This is a genomic window from Stomatobaculum sp. F0698, assembly GCF_030644385.1.
GTDB lineage: Bacteria > Bacillota > Clostridia > Lachnospirales > Lachnospiraceae > Moryella.
Genome location: NZ_CP130060.1, coordinates 1,037,873 through 1,056,072 on the forward strand (window position 1 = coordinate 1,037,873; position 18,200 = coordinate 1,056,072).

Here is an 18,200-nt window from a genome sequence, read left to right on the forward strand (position 1 = left end):
TTCAGTCCTCTTCTGTTTTCTCCGTGTCGGAAAGATGCAATTCTTCCAACACCTTGTCTATGTGAGCTCCGTAAGCCATGGACTCGTCCAAGACAAACTTGAGTTCCGGCGTGATGCGAAGATTCACACTGTGGGCAAGCTCGCTGCGGATAAATCCCGCCGCACGCTTCAGCCCCGCAAGTGTCTCCTCTGCCTCCGCTTCACTGCCGAGCACGCTTACATAGACCGTGCAATACCGAAGATCCGCCGTGACACGCGCGTCGGTCACGGTGGTCATCGCAGAGACGCGGGGATCTTTAATGCCGTTCATCACGACATTCTGAATCTCCTTTCTCACCTCTGCGTTAATTCTTGTGTTTTTAATACTTCCCTTTTTCATGCTTTATCCCTCGGGACCTCGACCATCGCATAAGCCTCGACCTGATCGCCCTCCTGAATATCGTTGAACTTCTCAAAGACGAGACCGCACTCATAACCCGTCGCGACTTCCTTGACATCGTCCTTAAAGCGCTTCAGCGAAGCAAGATCGCCTTCAAAGATAAGATCCTTGCCTCTCGTGATGCGTGCCTTGCAGCCGCGCTGAATCTTACCGTCGAGAACATAGGAGCCCGCAATGGTTCCGATGCCCGAAGCCTTGAAGATTGCGCGGACTTCTGCGTGTCCGATGACCTTCTCCTCGTAGACCGGCGCAAGCATTCCGTTCAACGCGCGCTCCACATCGTCGATTGCCTGATAGATGACCTTGTAGAGACGGAGGTCCACCTGCTCATGCTCCGCGGTCGACTTAGCCGTCGCATCCGCCCGCACATTAAAGCCGATGATGATCGCGTTACTTGCACTCGCAAGCGCCACATCCGACTCGGAGATCGCACCGACACCGCTGTGAATCACCTTAACCTGCACTTCGTCATTCGAAAGCTTGGAAAGCGACTGTTTGACTGCCTCGACAGAACCTTGCACATCCGCCTTGACAATGATTGGAAGTTCCTTCATCTCGCCGGCCTTAATCTGCCCGAAGACATCGTCGAGAGACAGTTTCGCCTTGGTCTCTTCAATCAGCTTATTCTTGCCCTCGGAGATAAAGGTCGCCGCGAAATCCTTCGCCTCTTTATCCGTGTCCATGGCAACCATGATTTCACCTGCATTCGGCACGGCGTTCAGACCCTGAATCTCAACCGGTGTGGAGGGCTTCGCCTCCTTGACGCGCATACCTCTGTCGTTCAACATTGCACGCACCTTACCGGAGCAAGCACCCGCTGCGACATAGTCACCCACATGCAAGGTTCCCTTTTGAACCAAAATCGTGGCGACGGGTCCCTTGCCCTTGTCAAGCTGTGCCTCAATCACCAGGCCTCTTGCGTTGCGGTTCGGGTTTGCCTTGAGTTCCTTCACGTCTGCCGTGAGAAGAATCATGTCGAGAAGGTTATCGATACCTTCGTGCGTCTTCGCGGAAATCGGGCAGATAATCGTATCGCCGCCCCAGTCTTCCGCAACCAGCTCATACTTCATGAGCTCCTGCTTGACGCGCTCAATGTTTGCATCCGGCTTATCCATCTTGTTGACAGCCACAATAATCTCTACATTGGCAGCCTTTGCATGGCTGATTGCCTCAACCGTCTGCGGCATGACGCCGTCATCCGCAGCGACAACCAGAACCGCAATGTCCGTTGCCTCGGCACCGCGCATACGCATTGCCGTGAATGCCTCGTGGCCGGGTGTGTCGAGGAAGGTAATCAGTCTGTCGTGCGCCTTAACCTGGTATGCACCGATGTGCTGGGTAATGCCGCCCGCCTCGCGACTTGTGACCGAAGTCTTACGGATGGCATCGAGAAGCGAAGTCTTACCGTGGTCAACGTGACCCATGACGACAACAACCGGCGGACGGGCCACCATCTTGTTCGGATCTTCATTGTCCTCACGGAGCAACTCCTCGATAACATCTACTTTCTCCTCGCGCGTGCAGAGAATCTCGTACTCAAGCGCAATCTCCTCTGCCTTTTCATAGGCAATCTCGGAATTCATCGTGTACATCTCGCCCTTGGCAAAGAGCTTCTTGATGAGATCCGAAGCGGGGCGCTTCATCATCTTTGCAAGTTCACCGATGGTGAGGGTGTCCGGAAGAATCAGCTCCTTGATTTCCGCTTCTACCTTCTCGGCCTTCGGCTTCTCCGGCATGATGAACGGATGGCGCGTTGCCTTTCCGGTTCTGCTGCCGGACTTGAATCCGTCCTCAGTCTTATGGCGCTTGTCGTTCTTGTCCTTAAAGTTGTTCTTATTCGGTCTGCTGGAGACCGTCTTCTTCACCAGTGCGCTGTCGCCGGAGGCAGAGGCTCCCTGGGCGCCGCCGCGATTTCCGTAACTGCCGCCACCCTGGCCCGGACGCGCACTGAAACCGCCCTGGCCCGGACGTGCGCCTGCCCCCTGGCCGTTGCGGTTGCCGTAACTTCCGCCGCCCTGACCGTTACGATTGCCGTAACCGCCGCCGCTCTGGCCGTTGCGGTTGCCGTAACCGCCACCCTGGCCGTTGCGATTGCCGTAGCCGCCGTTGCCCTGACCGTTTCGGTTGCCGTAACCGCCGTTGCCCTGACCGTTACGATTGCCGTAACCGCCGCCCTGGCGCTGCTGTCCGCCGTTGCGCGGTCCGCTGTTGCCGAGTGCATTCAAACGGCTCTGAATCGCAAGTCTGGTTTCCTCCGCACTTCTACCCTGCGGCAGGCGGCTCGAAACCGCAGTCTTGACCGGCGGACGCGAATCCTCACTCTTCTTTTGCTGCGGCACGACGCTTTCTGCCTTCTTCTCCGTACTATCCTTCGGCTTATCCGCCGGCTTTTCCTGTGCCGGCTTTTCAGCAGCCTTTGCTCCCTCCGGTGCGGCACCCTTTACACGAATCTGTTGTGCGTTCTCCGGACGGAACACGGCCGTAAACTTCTTTTTCTTCTTGGGCTGTTCACCCTGCATCTCGGCTCTCTCCGCCGTATCCTGCTGTGTCTTGCTTTTATCCACTCTCACTGCCTCCGTATTTTTCGGCTTAAAATGATTTCGAATCATGTCGGCTTCTTCCGCCGTCACATTGGACATGGGTGCTTTTTTCTCGCCCTTCTCTTCCAGAAAGGACAGCACCTCTCGGTTGCTTCTGCCGATTTCTTTTGACAGATCGTTAACTCTCATCTTGCTCTCCTCCGATCTGTTCTAATAATGCTAGAACCGCCTTTGTGAATCCCTCGTCACAGAGCGCAAACGAAGCCCGCTGCTCCTTGCCGATTGCTTTTCCGAGCTCCCCCATGGTTGAAAAACAGACAAAGGGAACTTCATAAAACTCGCACTTATTCCGGAACTTCTTTTTGGTCTGCTCGGATGCATCTTCCGCGACAATCACGAGCGTCGCGCGAAAAGACTGAATCTCCCGCTCTGTCATGAACTCGCCGCTGGCGAGTCTTCCCGCGCGCTGAGCCATGCCGAGTGCGCGCAATACCTTAAGTTTTAAATGCTCCGTCTGCTTCCCCATGTCCTTCATTCAGTTTTGTGAACTCCTTTTCAAGTGCGGCATAGACACTGTCATTGACATGCTCACGAAACGCGCGATCCAACCCGCGAGTCTTTTGACAACGCTTCAGGCATGCATTGTCCCGGCAGAGATAAGCGCCTCTGCCGTTGCTGCGTCCGGTGAAATCCAAGCGAATCTCGCTTTCGGTCTCACCCTGCTGCCGCACAACACGAATCAATTCTTTCTTTGGCTTTTTCGCGCCGCAGCCGATGCAGCTGCGCATCGTCTCCTGTTTCACGCGTCACGCCTCCTCGCCGGTCTGCCCCTCTTCGTCGCCTGTCACATCTCCCGTCTGGTAATCGATGCCGTACTCCTCGAAGAGTCCCTCATCTCTCGCCTGGGTCTCCGACTTGATATCGATCTTATAACCGGTCAGCTTCGCCGCAAGGCGGACATTCTGCCCCTCCTTGCCGATTGCAAGCGAAAGCTGGTAATCCGGGACAATGACAATGGCTTCCCTGTCCTCTTCATCCGCAAGTACAAGAATAACCTTCGCCGGACTCAGCGCATTCTCAATCAAAAGCGCAGGATCGTTGTCCCATTTGATGATGTCGATTTTCTCACCGTGCAGCTCATCGACAACCGCACTCACACGCGCGTAGTTCATGCCGACGCAAGCACCGACCGGATCCACGTTTTCATCGTTTGAATAGACCGCCATCTTGGTTCTGGAACCGGCCTCGCGCGCAATGGCTTTAATCTCGACCGTTCCGTCCTTAACCTCACTGACTTCCTGCTCAAACAGGCAGCGCACCAAATCCGGATGCGTTCTCGAAACAGAAATGCGAGGCCCCTTCGGCGCGTCTTTCACCTCGACCACATAAAGTTTGATGTGATCGGTCGGACGGAAAATCTCGCCCTTTACCTGCTCCGACTCCGGCAGCACGGTGTCACACTTGCCGAGGCTCACGGAAATTCCGTTGCCGTTCACATTAAGGCGCTGTACGACACCGGTCACCAGATTATGTTCTTTTTCAAAATAATCGTTATAAATGACCTTGCGCTCTTCCTCACGGATTTTCTGTAAAATCACGTTCTTTGCGATGCCCGTCGCAATGCGCCCGAATTCTCTCGACTTAACTTCCATCGGTACGATGTCTTCAAGTTCGTACTTCGGATCGATCATCTTCGCTTCCGCAAGAGAAATATACATCGCCTTCTCTTCCGCGCGCACCTTCTCCGGAACTTCCTCTACTACGATTTTCTTCTGAATGACGCGGTAGCGGCAACTGTCCGGATCCATGATAACCTCTACGTTGTCAGAGGTACCGAAGTGATTCTTGCAGGCACTGAGCAGCGAATTTTGAATGGCTTCGAGCAAGGAGTCTTTGCTGATATTTTTTTCCTTCTCGAGGAGCTCAATCGCCTCCTTCAGCTCATTGCCGCTCTCAATCGGCTCTTTACTTGTTTTTTTCATGATCTTTGTCGTGTCCTCCCCTATGCTCTCAGAATTTCGGCGCCAGGCGTATGCCTGCGATTTCACTGCGAAGAAAGCTCTTCTCGCCTTCTTCGGTCTCAATTGTCAGTGTATCTTCCGTGTGACCGAGCAATACGCCCGAAAACTCCTTTTGACCGTCCTTGGCCTTAAAGAGTTTTACTTCCACATCTTTGCCCTGCTCGCGCACCAGATCTTTCTCTTTTTTCAGACTTCGCGAAAGCCCCGGCGAACTCACCTCAAGAATATACTCTTCGGGAATAAAATCCTCCCGATCCAACCAAGCGGAGACTGCGCGACTGATTTCCGCACAATCCTCGATTCCGATGCCGCCCGGCATATCACAGAGAATGCGCAGATACCATGTGCCCGCCTCCCTCACATAATCGACGTCCACCACTTCAAATGCTTTCTCATTCTGCAGCGCAGCGAGAAAGTTCTCGGTACGCTCCACATAGCCTTCGCGCTTTCCCAAAGAAAACCTCCTTCTCAGCATGACATAAAAAGTGTGGACCGCCCGGCCCACACTTCTGTCGTTTACCTATGTACGTTTAAACTCTATCACGTTTGTATCCGAAAGGCAAGGAAAAGCACAAGTTTATTTTGTAAGTGCTTCCATCAGTGCATTGCTGCGCTCGATAAATGCCTTCATTCGCTCCGGACTGAGTGTGCCCTGCTGAATGCAGGCAAGATCGTAGAGCTGTTCGCAGAGCTGCTTTGTGAGTCCCTTGGTTTTTGGCTTACGCTCCGCGCTTTCATGCACTTCGACTTCCGCATGTTCGCGTGCTGTCTCCTCAGCTTCGCTGCCGTCTCGCACCACAACCTGCTCCTGTAAGTACTTCACCAGCGGATGCTTCCGATTTAAGACAAGCGTGGCCCCGGAGGCACCGAACATTCCCTCGCTGTCAGCCATGCCGTACTGCCGCATCATGTCCTGCATGCGTCTGGATTCCTCGGAGAGAGTGAGCATTGCCGCAACCTCAGCGTTTTTAAAGCTTTCAAGTTTCACTTGCGGGGCCGCCTCACCGATGGCCTTTTGCACCGCCGAAGCAAGAGCCTTTTCTCTGGTCTCACTCGATTCATCCGCAGCTTCTTCTTTCTCGCACAGAGCCTCGTTTAAATCCGCGTCGATTCGAAGGAATTTTAAGTCCTTATTCTTTGCTTCGAGGCTCTGAATGAACGGCATATCAATGGCGTGAGGCAAAATAACCGCGTCAATATTCTGGCTCTTGAAAAGATCGATATAGCTTCTCTGCTGCTTTTCATCCGTCACATAGAAAATGCGGTTCGGAAAGCGCTCCTCATTCTCTTTGAGGCAAGCTTCCAGCGTCAAATACTTCTTTTCGAGATTCTTAAAGAGCACAGCATCCTTTACCTTCTCCTCAAACTTCTCGTCTTTGAGGCAGCCGTACTGGACAAAGGGGGCAATATCATCCCAATACTTCTCATAGTTCTCACGATCCGTCTTGCACATACCGGTCAGTTTTTCCGCGACCTTCTTCGTGATATAGGCGCTGATCTTCTTGACAAAGCCGTCATTCTGCAGAGCCGAACGTGAGACGTTGAGCGGAAGATCCGGGCAGTCAATCACACCTTTTAAAAGCAAAAGGAACTCCGGAATCACTTCTTTGATGTTGTCCGCAATGAAAACCTGGTTATTGAAGAGTTTGATTTTTCCCTCCGCGGCTTCGTACTCGAGCTCAATATGCGGGAAGTACAAAATGCCCTGCAGACGGAAGGGATAATCCATATTCAGATGAATCCAGAAGAGCGGCTCTCGGTAATCCATGAACACCTTGCGGTAAAACGCCTCGTACTCGTCCTTGCTCACCTCGTTCGGATGCTTTTTCCAGAGAGGCTCGGTGTCGTTAATCGGCTGCGGGCGCTTTTGAATCTTCAGGCGCTCCCGCGCCGGGCTAAGCTCGACAAGTTCCTTACTGCCGTCCTCCTTGGTCTTTTCTTCGACCTCTGCCTCTTCCCGCACGGTCTCAAGCACCACATCATTCTCTCTCTTCTCATCCGGATCGATGAGCTCTGTCTCGGGTGCGGCATCCGCATCCGTGAGATAGATGGCAACCGGCATGAAGCCGCAGTACTTTTCAAGCACTTCTCTGACGCGCGGAAGCTCCGAAAACTCACGGCTCTCTTCGGAGAGATAGAGGGTAATCTCGGTTCCGTGTTCGCTGCGCGTGCCGTCTTGCATACTGTACTCGGTTCCGCCCTCGGACTCCCAATGCACAGCTCCCTCTGCTTCACGGTAAGACTTGGTCTCAATTACAACGCGATCGGCAACCATAAATGCCGAATAAAAGCCGAGGCCGAAGTGCCCTATAATCTGATCCTCATTCGCCTTATCCTTATAAGTCTCAATGAAATCCCGGGCGCCGGAAAACGCAATCTGGTTGATATACTTTTCAATCTCGTCCGCACTCATGCCAACACCGTTGTCCGTAAAGCGTATGCGCCGCTCCTTCGGGCTTACCTCCACCCGAATCTCATAGCGCTCCTGCTCCGGTGCCTGATATTCCCCGATCAGTGCAAGCTTTTTTAACTTGGTAACGGCGTCGCAACCGTTTGAAACCAGCTCACGCACAAAGATATCGTGATCGGAATACAGCCATTTTTTGATGATCGGGAAGATGTTGTCGCTGTGTATCGACAAGCTGCCCTGTTTGTTTTCCATGTTCTTCCACCTCCGAGATGTTTTGTACTTATTATACTACATGTAGAACACAAGTCAATGTAAAAAAGAAGGAGCTTTCGCTCCTTCTTTATCTCAGGCCGCGCTGTTCTTACCTGCGGCAAAGCCCTCAAGCATTGCTTCAAAGGTCGCGTCGTTACCGCTGAACTGCACCCGTAAAGTCTGATTGAGATCCATCCCCATCAGTCCGAGGAAGGACTTTCCGTCGATATAAACACGATTGTAGTTCACATCGATATCAAAAGGACAGTTTTCAGCAGCACGGACAAAGGTTTTGATATCCTCGACCGAATTTAATTTAATATATCTCTCTTGCATGATTGAACCTCCTATCAGCAATCTTAGGAATGTTTCTTAAGATTGGAGGAATTATATCACTGCTTATTCGGCATGGCAAGTGAAATTGTGTGAACATTTTGTGCGTGGCAACTTACTCCTTGCTTTCCGTCTCGGCGCTTGTCGTCTGCTCATCTTCTCGGAAGCCGGGGCCATGATCCTCCTCGGTCTCAACCGAAGCAGCAGCCCGCACCTTACGCACAACACTGCCGGAACCGCCGGTCGAGCTGACTCCCACCTTTCTTCTCTCATCCTCTTCCGCTACCGAAGAACTTTCCGCCCTGCTCTCCGTTGTACTCTCTTCCGTCGTCTTAGCCTCGTTCGCGCTCGTTGTCTCCTCAGCCTTTGTTTCCGGTGCTTCTGTTTCGACCGACGCAGTCCTTGCCTCGGCATTTGCTGCGCTAGCCACTTCCATCAGGGCCTTCGGTTCCTCATACTTTGTACTTGAAACCAAGAAAGAAACCCCGTGAACATAATGTGCATAATATGCTTCGGCATAAGGTATGCGCACGCGACTCATCGAAAGATCCGCGAGGTTATAACGCTCCCAACTGATTCCCCATTCAATCGCGGCTGCTGCCGGAGAACTCCAATCGGTTCTCGCATAGCGTGCAACAAACTCACTCTCCCCGGGTTCCTGCAATAAGAACTCCAGCTGGGTCAGCAAGTCATCATAGGGCTTATTTCGCTCTCTGCAATATGCCTCCAAGCGAACACGGCGCTCAAAGCTCCATTGTCCGAGTCCGTAACCGTTATGGCTTCCGGCCTCCTCAAGCGCGGGATTAATGCCGCTTTCCTGTTGGAAGTTTCCGAGAAGCCCCGCAATTGCGGTTTCTGTCCAACCTCGCGTTTTTAAGTAGCTGTGAATGATATCCGCCGTTCCCAAATTGAGATAGAGCTGATGTGCCCCGTCATTCTCATAGGTGAAGCCCTCAAAGCGGGATCCCGGCGCAGCAATCAGATAGCCCCGCTCGTCCACATAGTAGGAATCCGGAGTCATGCCACCCTTCAGGATATGCCCCAGGCCGTCGACATAACACCAATTTTCGCCGTCCTGTACCCAGCTGTTTCGATAAAGAGCACCGCTCGTTGATGCAAAGTACTCATATTCTCCCTGGTAGAAACGCCCTGTACTCATGCTGCCGTCCGCAGCAAAGTGATAGCGTTCTCCGTCGATTCGAAGAATCTCCCCGTATTCCATGATGCCGGCCGCATTGACATAGTAATAGCGTCCGTCTTCTCCGACAATCCAAGTCCCTGTCTCTCGTTCGCCGGAGGCATTGAGATAAATCCAGCCTGCTGCCGTCTGTTGCCAGCCTGCGCTACTTGCACGCAGCATAAACGCGGAGACACTGGGCGTTTCGCTGCTCTCTGCGGTGATTTGGGCAGCGACTGTCTCACGCACGATATCCTCCGCAGTCTTTTCAAGCGCCGGCCTTTTACCCGTCGCCCACATACTACGCAGACCAAAGGGCAGAATCAGGAATACCCCCACCATACAGGAGATAACCAAAACCGCACGGTGACGCTGCACATACTTCCGAAGCCACAAATTCATATCTTTTCTCATCGTATTATCTTACCTCGTACTTCCACAAGATTTTGAAGATGCAGAAGATGCAGGATTTCGAAGGTAGTATGTCATTCACATTTTGGCTTTTCAAGCTGTCTTGAATTTTATTAAGAATTTGTTGCAAAAATATGGCGTCAAAATGTCAGTCATACCAAGATGCAAATTTCATTGTCGGAAAGCCACAGTCGTGTTAATGCACAAATTTATGTATATATTCCAGGTATATATGTTCATTATTTCACAGGATTTCTATTTAATTTCTGATGTTATAGTCGTAATCACGAAACCATACTGTTCATCTCGTATCTTAGTGCAAAATATGCGTATCTTGCTATACACATAAAAAAAGATGGCAAGCATTGACTGCTTGCCATCCGTTCGCAGAGGAAGAGAGGCTCGAACTCCCGTCTTCGGTTTTGGAGACCAACGTTCTACCACTGAACTATTCCTCTGTGGTTAAGAGCACGCTCTTAAGCACAGGGGCTATTATATCCGTTCCTTCTTTTTGCGTCAAGTCTTTCCGAAAAATTCTTTTAAAAAAGTAAATGCATGGCTTCCTGTATACTCGATACTCCGCAGCACTCGATGTTTTCCACCGCCCTGCACTTCTCTGCATTGGATTTCGGCATGATACAGCGTGTAAAACCGAGCTTAGCGGCTTCACGAATTCGGTATTCCGCAAGCGGCACGGCACGTACCTCTCCGGAGAGTCCCACCTCCCCGAATATAACAGTGTCTGCCTCCACCGCGCGGTCTCGAAAGGAAGAAATAATGGCAATCACCGCAGCAAGGTCTACCGCAGGCTCATTCATTCGCATACCGCCCGCAATATTCACATAGGCATCATAGCGTGACAACGGCAGGCGACACCGTTTTTCCAGCACCGCCATCAGGAGATTCACGCGATTATAGTCGATACCGGCCGCAGTTCGACGCGGCATACCGAAGGCGCTCTCCGTCACCAAGGCCTGAACCTCAAGTAAAATAGGCCGACTCCCCTCAAGCGAGCAGGCAACCACGGCGCCGCTCGCGCCGAGCGGTCTCCCCTCCAACATATAGGCCGAAGGGTTTTTGACTTCTTCAAGGCCCCTCTCGGTCATCTCAAAGACACCGATTTCGTTGGTGGATCCAAAGCGATTCTTGACCGCGCGAAGAATTCGATAGGAAGAACTCTTCTCTCCTTCAAAATAGAGTACGGTATCCACCATGTGCTCAAGCACGCGGGGACCGGCCACCTGCCCCTCCTTGGTCACATGTCCCACAATAAAGATGGCAATGCCGCTGCCTTTTGCAAGTTGCATGAGGGCGTTGGTCGATTCACGCACCTGACTCACGGAACCCGGCGCGGCGCTGATGTCATCACAATACATGGTCTGAATCGAATCGATAATCGCAACGTCCGGTTTTTCGCGGAGCAGTAATTCCCGAATCAAATCCAGGTTGGTTTCGCTCAAGAAGCGCAAATCCCCCTGCATGGCGTTTAAGCGCTCCGCACGAAGTTTAATCTGTCGCAGCGACTCCTCGCCGGAAATATATAGGACCCGCTTCCCAAGTTCCGCAAAGTTCTTGCATACCTGCAGAAGTATGGTTGACTTTCCGATGCCCGGGTCTCCGCCGATCAAAACAAGAGAGCCCTCGACCGTTCCGCCGCCGAGAACACGGTTTAACTCCGAAAACCCGGTGTCGATGCGCAATTCTCTTGCCGCATCGATTTCGCTTAAATGTACCGGGGCCGGAACCCCCGGGCGCCCGGCCTGTATTTTGGCGCGTGACTTTTCCTTGGCGCCCGTCGGTTCTTCTACCAGGGTATTCCACGCCTTGCAGGCGGGGCACTGCCCCGCCCACTTCGGCGATTCAAATCCGCATTCGGCGCAAAAATAAGCTGTGCTCCGCTTCAATCCTTCACCTGATCCTTCTTCGCCACAGTTTTCCGCTTGGGTTTATGCTTGGTCTCAAACGAAAGGCTCGCCTCTTCCCCTTCAAGGACTGCCGGGCAGCTGACCATCACCTGATCACCGGCCTTCACCTTCCCGTCCAGCATAGCCTCCGCAAGCTTATCCTCCAGTTCGTTCTGAATCGCTCTGCGGAGCGGACGCGCACCATACTTCGGATCGTAGCCCTTCTCAATCAGAAACTCGCGCGCACTGTCATCAAAGGAGAGCTTGATTTCCATCTGATTTTCACTGCGCTTCTCGATATTCCGAAGCAGAATATCCACGATTTGCTTCATATTGTCGCGATCCAACTGGTGGAACACCACAATCTCATCGATGCGGTTTAAGAATTCCGGCTTGAAGAGACGGCGAACCTCATCCATCACACCGCCCTTCATGTTTTTATAGTCGGTCTCCTTATTCTCCTGTGCCGCAAAGCCCAGGGTCTTCGGCGCAATGATGCGGGAAGCTCCGGCGTTACTCGTCATAATGAGGACAGTATTCTTAAAGTCGATTTTTCTGCCCTGCGAATCCGTGATATGCCCGTCGTCCAACACCTGCAGGAGGATATTAAACACATCCGGATGCGCCTTCTCAATCTCATCAAAGAGAATGACCGAGTAGGGATTTCGTCTCACCTTCTCCGAGAGCTGTCCTCCCTCCTCGTAGCCGACATAGCCGGGCGGCGAACCTACAATCTTTGAGACCGAGTGCTTCTCCATGTACTCACTCATGTCGACACGGATCAATGCCTGTTCGGTTCCGAACATCGCCTCGGCGAGAGCCTTCGAAAGCTCGGTTTTACCGACTCCGGTCGGTCCGAGGAAGAGGAAGGAGCCGATCGGGCGGTGCGGGTCTTTGAGACCGACACGGCCACGGCGAATCGCGCGGGATACCGCACTGACAGCTTCTTCCTGACCGATAACGCGCTCATGGAGGATGGACTCCAATTTCTTTAAGCGCTCATTCTCTTCTTCTGTCAGCTTCTTGACCGGAATTCTGGTCCAGAGCGAAACCACATCGGCGACTTCGTTCTCACCGACCACAAGCTTTCGCTCCCGTCTCGCCTTGGTCCACTCCTCTTTGATCTTGCTGATTTTCTCTTCTTTCTTTTCCTGGCGCTTCTTCAGCTGCCCCGCGCGCTCAAATTCTTCCGCGCGCACCGCCTCTTCCTTCTGGCTTTCCAATTTGGTAATCTCCTCGGAAAGCTTTTTGATTTCCGAGGGCTCCGCATAATCCGCAAGGCGCAGGCGGGACGCAGCTTCGTCGATGAGGTCTATCGCCTTGTCCGGCAGGAAACGATCGGAAATATAGCGCGCCGAAAGCTTCACGGCTTCCTTGATTGCCTCGTCGGTAATATTCACCTTGTGGTGAGCCTCGTAACGCGGGCGCAGCCCCTCCAGAATGCGCACGGATTCCTCTTCGGTGGGCTCCTCAACCGTAATCGGCTGGAATCTTCGCTCAAGCGCGGCATCTTTCTCAATGTGCTTCCGATACTCCTCAATCGTCGTTGCACCGATCAACTGCAACTCGCCGCGCGCAAGAGAGGGCTTCAAAATATTGCTTGCATCCATGGTCCCCTCTGCGGAACCGGCACCGATAATCGTGTGAATCTCGTCGATGAAGAGCAACACATTTCCGGCCTGCATGACTTCCTGCAATACCTTTTTGATGCGCTCCTCGAATTCACCGCGGTACTTGGAGCCCGCAATCATACCGGAGAGATCCAGTGTAACCAAACGCTTCTCGGCCAGTGTTTCGGGGACTTCACCGTTTACGATGAGCTGCGCAAGTCCCTCAACCACTGCGGTCTTTCCGACACCCGGCTCACCGATGAGGCAGGGATTGTTTTTGGTTCTGCGGCTCAAAATCTGCATGACGCGCTGCATTTCCACACTTCTTCCGATGACCGGATCCAACTTGCCCTGGCGCGCAAATTCCGTGAGATCGCGCGAATACTGATCGAGCGTCGGTGTCGGCGCCGCCGAAATGCTGTGCGGGCCGCCCTGTATCTGCTGCGGAATATCCTCGGGACTGTGCTTTTCTCCCATTGCGCGCATCAAATCCACATAGAGCTTCTGAATATTAACGCCCATCGTGTAGAGCAGCTTGCTCGCAACACAGTTCTTTTCCTTCAAAATCGCGAGAAGAATGTGCTCCGTTCCGACCTGCGGCGCCTGAAAGCGCTCCGCAGCCGATTTACTGTACTCCAAGACCCTGCGCGACATCGGCGTATACTTCGGCTCTTCCGCAAGCTTTACGCGTTCCACCGAAGCCAGCATTTTGTCCATCAGCGCAAGTACACGCTTTTCCGTCGCCTCATTTTCAATGAGAACCTGTCCGGCAACGCCGCTGCCCTGGCGCACGAGCCCGAGGAGCAAATGCTCTGTTCCGATATAACTATTATGCAGTTCCTCTGCCGCGCGGTGTGCGTATTCCAGTGCTTCCTGCGCCTGCTCGGTAAAATAATCTGCCATACAAACTCCTTCCTGTTACACGCTGCGTTACTCAGCGCTCAATCAACTCCGGCAACATCCTTCTCAGATAATTCGCACGGAGTATATCTATTTTTTCCCGATCGACCGGCTCTTTTTCCGCCGCAATCAAATTGGAAGGCTGTACTCCGAGATACAGCGCATAGATACTCAATTCCTGTTCGGTCCTCGCAAGCCCGTCCGTAATTCCGGCCATCACAGCCGAGAGATTGCGGAGTGCCTCTCGTATGCTGACCCGTCTCGCATACTTCAAAAAGCCATAGGCGCGGAACACCTCATCCGTTCGTTCCAGGCGATTGGATTCGATTGAATAGGTTCTGAGTTTCTCCTCTTCACTGTTTAACTGCATTGCGGTCTTCTTGACCAAGTTCATGATTTCCTGCTCGGATACGCCGAGCGTGCGTGCATTGCTGAGATCGAAGAGCGAACCGTGGTTTTCCTTACCGTCGCCGTAGACTCCGCGGATATTAACGCCGAATTGCCCGAGAGACTCCAAGAGCTTCGGAAACTGCTTGCTCTGCGCAAGCATCGGCAAATGCAAAACGATATTTGCGCGCATTCCCGTGCCGACATTGGTCGGAAAAGAAGTGAGATAACCGTAATGCGCGTCAAACGCGTACTCAAACTGACGATTCATATAATCGTCCAGCCGATCGATATTTCGGTAGAGCTCCTCCATTCCGAGATTCGGCCCCATAAGCTGGAGGCGGATATGGTCATCCCCGTTTAACACCAGCGAAAGATTCTCACTCTCCGATAAAAACAGTCCCACCGGCGCCTTTCGCTCTAAAATACTGGAACTCAGTACACGGCGCTCGCGCATGGCCATACGGCGTATCTCCGGAACTTCCGTGAGGAGACAGTCTCGTACATTCTCGTGCTGCTGTAGCGGGAGTTCCTGAAGGGCGTCCCGCATGCGCTGAACCATTTCGCTCGCCTCGTCATTTCGAAGCCGTCGCGGAAAGTGATATTCCGACCAGTTGCGGGCGAGACGAATCCGGTTCGATACATAATACTTTCCGGGCTCCATCTTGACCTGCTCATACCACTTAAGCATCGCCGTCCTCCTTTTCCAGAGCTCGTATCCGGTCGCGGATTTCCGCCGCGCGAACGTAATTCTCCTCTCGTACGGCCGCGTTCAATTGAACACGCAAACCTCGAATCTGAATGCGTCTCTCGACTTCGGGAGACGAGGCGGGAGCCACAGCTGTCTCTTTCTCACTGCCCTCGTTGACCGCCATTTCTCGCGCCTCGGATTCCGGGCGCATGCGAAGGCCGTACTTGGGGCGTTTTCCCTTGTGAATATCGGATCCCTGTAACTGTTTGATATTATCGCGCATCAGCACATCGAACACTTCATAACAGCTCGGGCAGCCGAAACGCGACTGCCGCACAAAATCCGTATAGCGCGTCTTACAGTCCGGACAAATCACCCGGTCATAATCCACCTTCTTCTCTTCGCTCTGTCCGGTAAAAAAGGCCGACAACATGACTCCGAAGGAAAGATCATCCTCGAAATCAACCAGGTCGCTTCCGATATTCATCTTCCGCGCACAGGACTCACAGAGCCGAAGTTCTGTCTTCTCCCCGTTCGTTCCGAATTCCCGGTAAAGAATGGTCGCCTCTCGTTTTTTGCATCGCTCACATAACATTGCTCACTCCTCCGCTTCACATTTACTGAAAGCGTCGTACAAGCCGTCTACCAGCTGGTGAGCCTCATCACGACTCACTCCGTTACAAATCCCGCGCGCCAGACAGACCGAAAGTTCTCGTTTCATATCCTCCAGTACACGAAGTTTGTCCATATCGATAGAGATGACGGCACCTCTCCGCCGATCCAGTTTGATGAAGCCCTCTTGGCGCAATATGTTATACGCCTTATTTACCGTGTGCATATTGATTCCGACCAAATCTGCCATCTGTCGCACCGAGGGGAGAGAATCACCCTCCTGAAACTGCTCCATCGCGATTCCAAGTATAATCTGGTTGATCAGCTGGATATAAAAAGCCTCATCGCTGTTAAAATCAATACATAATTTCATATCCACACCTCTCTGCTCAAACTGTTACATGAATTATATAACAGCCTACAGTTCCCGTCAATGCGACGAAGACACAAGTTCTCCGAAGAACAAAGGAGCGGGAGTACCTCGCAATCTGCGAAGTGCCCCGCTCCCTGCTTTCATTCAACGTTTCAATCAGAGCTCGATATTCTCAAAAACACCCTCGTCTGCGGCATTCTTTTTACCGCTCACGGACTTAGCCTGCGCAGTAATTTCATCCGCCGTGCTACGTGCTTCTTCGAGTGTCTCTCTCACCTGTTCACTCATATTGAGCTGCGGCAGTACACGTGTCGGCCCCAAATCCTCCGCAGTTTGATCCGTCCCTGCCGTTTCCCCCATCTCGAGAATTGCTTTCTGTGCCTCGCCGAACGGGACGGTTTTCTGTTCCGCAATATCCTGTGCGGTCGCTTCTCCCGAAACCACTTCTTCGGTATGGGTCTCTACTTCTTCTGTCGCTGTCTGACGAAGTGCTTCTTCCTCTTGGCGACGCAACTGCTCTTCCGCCTCACGTGCGGCTCTTCGCTCCGCTCTCCGCCGCTCTCTCTCAACGAGATCCGGGGACTTTCTACGCCCGCCACGCAAAAAAGCATAGACCGCAGCGGCAATGGCAAGCACAAGCGCAACGGTGAGTCCCACGATCTTGCGATGCGAAACCTTATACTGCGCCCGTAAGAGTTCGGCCGTATTCTGACCGGGGCCGTCGCCCGGGAAATAACGCTGCAGGGTCTTCTCAACTAAGTCAAAACGATAAAAGCCCTTCTCGCCCTTGGCATTCATGCCGTAAAAGACACAATAATTCTGTCCCTGATCTTTCTGACCGATGTAGCCGTCCACTGATTTTCCGTTCAGCGTGACTTGCTGCACCACCAACCCCTCCGGGGCCGCAACTCCCTCCGCAAGCGGAACCACGGAAACTGCTTTGGCGGTGGCTCCAACCTGTACATAGGGCGACCAACTTCTGCTGGTGTCATCGTAGAAATAGAGATTACCGCTGCCTCCCTCCGCAAACAGATAAAGAAGGTGTAGGTGCTCATCCGGTCCTCTTCCGGCCTGTACGCTTCGATTTCCGTAGATGAAGTTCTCGCTTTCATAACCGGCGGGAAGCAGCGTCTGATCAAAGGTTTCGGCAATGCTGTATACCGTTCCGCCTATGGTCACGTGTTCGCTGTCTTCGATCGGCGCTGTCTCCGGCGTTGCTCCCTCCTGCTTGGTCACCGTAATCGTATAAGTTCCGAGTGCACTGTCATCACTGCCGACAACCGCTACCTGAATTGTATTTTCACCGAGCTTCAGATTTTCGTTTCCGCTCACATTGACCTTCGCGCCCTCTGCTGCCGGAACCGCAGTGACCGCAATGCGTGTTACATCTTCGCCGACCACGGCGGTGTATGCGGTATTGCCGGCACTGAAGTCCGGATTCAGGGTACCGGGGGACAGACTCAGACTGCTGAGGGGTCCCGTGGCCTCCGTCGGCGCAGCGGCAGTCTCGACTGTACTACCCGCAGCAGCTGCCTCACTCGCCGCACCCGCAGCGATTGTCACCGATGCGCTGCCCTGATGCGAAATTGTCGCAGCCTGACTGCTTCCGTCTTCGAGCTTTGCGCTCTTAACCTGAACGGATGACGTCCCCTCCTGAAGTGCCTTAAATTTCAGGCTGTAATAGACATCCGCTTCACTGCCGCTGCTCTTCACACTGATTTCGCCGCCGCTGCTGCTCGCGCTGTCGCCGCTCACAAATTCCATCTTCTCGCTGTCGTAGCCGAGCGCAATGTCCGTAGTTGCAATGGCTCCGTCACCCTGTACATGCATGGAGACCGTAAACTCTTCTCCCACCTTGGTGCTCGGATCAGAAAACTGAATGTTTGCGCTCAGCGCAAAGGCACTCAGTTGAATTAGAGCGCTGAACATCGCGGCAGTAGCGCCGCAGACAAAAGCTCGAGTCACGCTTCCTCGCTTCATTCTGTCCTTTCCTCTCTTTCCGTCCCTTTCAGGGGAATCTAAAATCCATCTCATTTTAACACGAATCCCGGGTGAACTCCAGTACTTGAAACAGCGCCTCAAAGACACCGATGGGCGATTATATATTCACCCTTATCGAATAGGCTTTTACGAAAACTTT

General features: G+C 52.9%; 15 protein-coding genes and 1 tRNA gene. All 16 read right to left on the minus strand.

What is annotated here, in order from left to right:
- Position 1 precedes the first annotated feature (1 nt).
- Complete coding sequence (rbfA, locus tag QU660_RS04865) at positions 2–379, minus strand: 30S ribosome-binding factor RbfA (protein ID WP_304947187.1); 378 nt, start codon at positions 377–379, stop codon at positions 2–4.
- The gene (gene infB / locus QU660_RS04870) at positions 376–3,168 is read right to left on the minus strand and encodes a translation initiation factor IF-2 (protein WP_304947188.1); all 2,793 of its coding nucleotides are present in this window, start codon (positions 3,166–3,168) and stop codon (positions 376–378) included. The genes rbfA and infB overlap by 4 nt, the downstream gene beginning before the upstream one ends.
- Complete coding sequence (locus QU660_RS04875) at positions 3,158–3,514, minus strand: L7Ae/L30e/S12e/Gadd45 family ribosomal protein (RefSeq protein ID WP_304947189.1); 357 nt, start codon at positions 3,512–3,514, stop codon at positions 3,158–3,160. Before QU660_RS04875 ends, infB begins: the two co-directional genes overlap by 11 nt.
- Positions 3,474–3,782 (minus strand): RNase P modulator RnpM, encoded by a 309-nt coding sequence (rnpM, locus tag QU660_RS04880; protein ID WP_330693247.1) that lies wholly within the window; start codon positions 3,780–3,782, stop codon positions 3,474–3,476. Before rnpM ends, QU660_RS04875 begins: the two co-directional genes overlap by 41 nt.
- Before the next feature lie 3 nt (positions 3,783–3,785).
- Entirely contained in the window at positions 3,786–4,961 is a 1,176-nt protein-coding gene (gene nusA, locus QU660_RS04885; protein ID WP_304947190.1) for a transcription termination factor NusA, read from the minus strand.
- Positions 4,962–4,989: 28 nt separating this feature from the next.
- Positions 4,990–5,454, minus strand: a complete 465-nt coding sequence (gene rimP / locus QU660_RS04890) for a ribosome maturation factor RimP (protein WP_304947191.1) — start codon at positions 5,452–5,454, stop codon at positions 4,990–4,992.
- A 123-nt stretch (positions 5,455–5,577) separates the two neighbouring features.
- Positions 5,578–7,662 (minus strand): molecular chaperone HtpG, encoded by a 2,085-nt coding sequence (gene htpG, locus QU660_RS04895; protein WP_304947192.1) that lies wholly within the window; start codon positions 7,660–7,662, stop codon positions 5,578–5,580.
- Between the two features lie 93 nt (positions 7,663–7,755).
- The gene (locus QU660_RS04900; protein WP_304947193.1) at positions 7,756–7,998 is read right to left on the minus strand and encodes an HPr family phosphocarrier protein; all 243 of its coding nucleotides are present in this window, start codon (positions 7,996–7,998) and stop codon (positions 7,756–7,758) included.
- A 112-nt stretch (positions 7,999–8,110) separates the two neighbouring features.
- Positions 8,111–9,574, minus strand: a complete 1,464-nt coding sequence (locus tag QU660_RS04905) for a phage tail tip lysozyme (protein WP_304947194.1) — start codon at positions 9,572–9,574, stop codon at positions 8,111–8,113.
- Between the two features lie 396 nt (positions 9,575–9,970).
- A tRNA-Trp gene (locus tag QU660_RS04910) sits at positions 9,971–10,041 on the minus strand.
- Between the two features lie 81 nt (positions 10,042–10,122).
- Positions 10,123–11,487 carry a DNA repair protein RadA gene (gene radA, locus QU660_RS04915; protein WP_304947195.1) on the minus strand — a complete coding sequence of 455 codons (1,365 nt, stop codon included), beginning with the start codon at positions 11,485–11,487 and terminating at the stop codon, positions 10,123–10,125.
- Positions 11,484–14,000 (minus strand): ATP-dependent Clp protease ATP-binding subunit, encoded by a 2,517-nt coding sequence (locus tag QU660_RS04920; protein WP_304947196.1) that lies wholly within the window; start codon positions 13,998–14,000, stop codon positions 11,484–11,486. Before QU660_RS04920 ends, radA begins: the two co-directional genes overlap by 4 nt.
- Before the next feature lie 31 nt (positions 14,001–14,031).
- Positions 14,032–15,075, minus strand: a complete 1,044-nt coding sequence (locus QU660_RS04925; protein ID WP_304947197.1) for an ATP--guanido phosphotransferase — start codon at positions 15,073–15,075, stop codon at positions 14,032–14,034.
- Positions 15,068–15,670: a UvrB/UvrC motif-containing protein gene (locus QU660_RS04930; protein WP_304947198.1), complete on the minus strand. Its 603-nt coding sequence runs from the start codon at positions 15,668–15,670 to the stop codon at positions 15,068–15,070. The genes QU660_RS04925 and QU660_RS04930 overlap by 8 nt, the downstream gene beginning before the upstream one ends.
- Positions 15,671–15,673: 3 nt before the next feature.
- Positions 15,674–16,060: a GntR family transcriptional regulator gene (locus QU660_RS04935; protein ID WP_304947199.1), complete on the minus strand. Its 387-nt coding sequence runs from the start codon at positions 16,058–16,060 to the stop codon at positions 15,674–15,676.
- A 156-nt stretch (positions 16,061–16,216) separates the two neighbouring features.
- The gene (locus QU660_RS04940) at positions 16,217–18,040 is read right to left on the minus strand and encodes a cadherin-like beta sandwich domain-containing protein (protein ID WP_304947200.1); all 1,824 of its coding nucleotides are present in this window, start codon (positions 18,038–18,040) and stop codon (positions 16,217–16,219) included.
- Positions 18,041–18,200: the final 160 nt, after the last annotated feature.